The 2988-nt window shown below is 67.3% G+C and carries 3 protein-coding genes; all 3 read right to left on the bottom strand.

The features are described 5' to 3' along the window. Positions 1-742: UxaA family hydrolase (locus AB0F86_RS29595; RefSeq protein ID WP_357171756.1), on the bottom strand; the 742-nt coding region annotated here is incomplete at its 3' end. Between the two features lie 46 nt (positions 743-788). After that, a complete protein-coding gene (locus tag AB0F86_RS29590; RefSeq protein ID WP_357171754.1) occupies positions 789-1778 on the bottom strand; it encodes an IS110 family transposase in 990 nt (329 codons plus the stop codon). A 297-nt stretch (positions 1779-2075) separates the two neighbouring features. After that, positions 2076-2988 (bottom strand): enolase C-terminal domain-like protein (locus AB0F86_RS29585; protein ID WP_357171752.1); only part of this gene is annotated, 913 nt, incomplete at its 5' end.

Here is a 2988-nt window from a genome sequence, read left to right as displayed (position 1 = left end):
TGGACATGAAGCCGACGTGCGCCTCGTCCTGCAGGCAGACGACGTCCAGCCCCGGATCCTCTTCGCGGTGTTCGGAGATGGGAATCGTGCCGGGGGGCAGCAGGCGTTCCGGCTGCAGCTTCTCGCAGCCCAGGCTCACCACCATCACCTCGCCGCCGAAATTCGGGTTGAGGCTGATGTTGCGCAGCGTGCGGATGGGGATCACCGCGTCGGGCGCGTCGATCGCCACGCCGCAACCGTAGCCGTGCTCCAGCGCCACCACGTCGTCGACGTTCGGGTACTTCGGCAGCAGCTGCGACTTGATGCGCTCGATCGCGTAGCGCGTGACGCCGGCCACGCACTGCACCGATTGCGTGATGGCGAGGATGTTGCGGGTGCCGACGGAGCCGTCCGGATTGCGGTAGCCCTGGAAGGTGTAGCCCTCCAGGGGCGCGGCCGGCGCGGGCGCCGCGGTGGCCATCGGAAGGTCGTCCAGGCCGCGTGCCGCGGGCATGCGCAGCAGGCGCTCGTGCACCCAGCTGCCGGCGGGGATGGCGCGCTCGGCGTAGCCGATGGGCACGTCGTAGCGGCGCACGGCCTCGCCGGCGGGGATGTCCACCCGGGCCACCTTGTGCCCCTGCGGCACCTTCTCGCGCAGCACGAGCCCCCCGGCCAGCACCGCGCCCGCCGGCAGCCCGCCGTCATTGGCGACGATGCCGACGTTGTCGGCGGGGTGCATGGTGATGATGAGCGGCTCGGTCATTGGCTTTTCTCCCTCTCCCCTTTGGGGAGAGCAACTGTGTCTCCCGTCAAGCCTTTTTGAGGTCAAGGTGGCGCAAGGCATCCCAAACCGAGCTGTCCCGGAGCATCGCGTTCAGGATGGTCAGCAGCTTGCGCATGCAAGCCACGAGCGCCACCTTGGCCGGCTTGCCGGCGGCGACCAGGCGCTCGTAAAAGGCGCGGATCACCGGGTTGTGCTGCTTGGCCGAGAGCGCTGCCATGTAGACCACGCTGCGCACGTCCGAGCGGCCACCCCAGATCACGCGCTTGCCCTTGTGCTGGCCTGAATCGCAGGCCAAGGGAGCGATGCCCACCAGCTTGGCGATCTGGCGTCGCTTGAGCCGCCCAAGCTCTGGCAGCAGTGCGGTCAAGGTCAGGATCGTCACCGGTCCCACGCCCGAGGCGCTGTCCAGAAGCTTGCGCTGCTCCTTGAAGTGCTCTTGCAGCAGCTGGTCGGTATCGTCATCGATATCGGCAATCTGCTTGTCAAGCGCCTTCAGAATGCTGCGGATGCTTCGGGCCGTGACCTTGGTGGCCTGTTGCAGGCGATTCGTTTCCGCCACTCTCATCTCCACCAACTGCCGGCGGCGCACCACCAGTGCGGCCAGGGCCTGTCGATGCGGCTCGGCCGCTGGCGTGATGTACTTGTCACGGTCCTTGTGGCGCGCCAGGACATCGGCGAAGTCCCGCAGGCACCTGGCATCGACCTTGTCGGTCTTGCCCAGAACCCCCATGGACTTGGCGAAGTCGCGGGCTTGTCGCGGATTGACCCGCGCAACGGTCAAGCCGGCGTCCTGCAAGGCACAAACCACGCCTCGTTCGTAGCCGCCAGTGGCTTCCACAACGATCAGGTCGACCTGCTCGGCCTTCAGCTTCTCGATCAGCGCATTCCACCCTGCAGCGTCGTTGGCCAGGCGCGGTTGGTCCGTGCCTATGCAGACATCCAGATGCTGCTTGGCCACGTCGATCCCTACGTTCTGGCGCTGGGCGCCTTCGATTACCCCACCTTGCGGATTCATGTTCAGTATTGGCAACTGTTCGGGCTACACGATTGGAAGGAACGCGCCGGTGCGTTGACCTATTGCTCTCCCACGAGCTTTGAACTCCGAGGGCTTACTGGTTTGGCGCACCGACAGCAAAATTCGGCCGGGCAGGACGGCGCTTCACCGTCGCCCTTCACGGCTCAGAAGTCTAGGACTCAAAGATACAAGGGTTGGGGTGAGGGGCGGCGTGGCAGGGCCTCTTGGCAGGGCACCACCCTCACCCCAGCCCTCTCCCGCGAGCGGGAGAGGGAGAGGGAGAGGGAGTGGTGCGGATCATCGAACGAGGCAGGGCCGCTTCGGGTCGAACTTCCAGCCGGGCACCAGGAACTGCATCGCGATCGCGTCGTCGCGGGCGCCCAGGCCGTGTTGCCGGTAGAGCGCGTTGGCTTTCGCCAGTTCCGCTTCGTCGATTTCGATGCCCAGGCCGGGCTTCTTCGGCACCTGCACGTGGCCGCCTTCGATCCTCAGCGGCTCCTTCGTCAGGCGCTGCCCGTCCTGCCAGATCCAGTGCGTGTCGATCGCCGTCACCTTGCCCGGCGCGGCGGCGCCGACGTGCGTGAACATGGCCAGCGAGATGTCGAAGTGGTTGTTGGAGTGCGAGCCCCAGGCGAGGCCCCAGTCGCGGCAGGTCTGCGCCACGCGCACCGAGCCGGCCAGGGTCCAGAAGTGCGGATCCGCCAGCGGGATGTCGACGGCCTGCAGCGCCAGCGCATGCGCCATCTGCCGCCAGTCGGTGGCGATCATGTTGGTCGCGGTCGGCAGGCCGGTGGCGCGGCGGAACTCCGCCATCACCTCGCGGCCGGAGAAGCCGTCCTCGGCGCCGCACGGGTCCTCGGCGTACGCGATCACGCCGTGCATGTCGCGCATCAGCCGGATCGCGTCCTTGAGCAACCAGCCCCCGTTGGGGTCGAGCGTCACGCGCGCTTGCGGGAAGCGTTCGTGCAGGGCGCGGATCGCGTCGACTTCTTCCTCGCCGCGCAGCACGCCGCCCTTGAGCTTGAAGTCCTGGAAGCCGTAGCGCGCCTGCGCCGCTTCGGCCAGGCGCACGACCGCCTCGGGCGTCAGCGCTTCCTCGTGCCGCAGCCGCAGCCAGTCATCCTTCGCATCGGGCTCCGACGCGTAGGGCAGGCCGGTCTTCTTGCGGTCGCCGATGTAGAACAGGTAGCCGAGCATCTGCACGGCCTCG

This window comes from Nocardia sp. NPDC023733 (assembly GCF_040639775.1).
Lineage (GTDB): Bacteria > Actinomycetota > Actinomycetes > Mycobacteriales > Mycobacteriaceae > Nocardia > Nocardia rosealba.
Note: the sequence above shows the minus strand (reverse complement) of the source record. Positions and strands in the feature narration are given on the sequence as shown.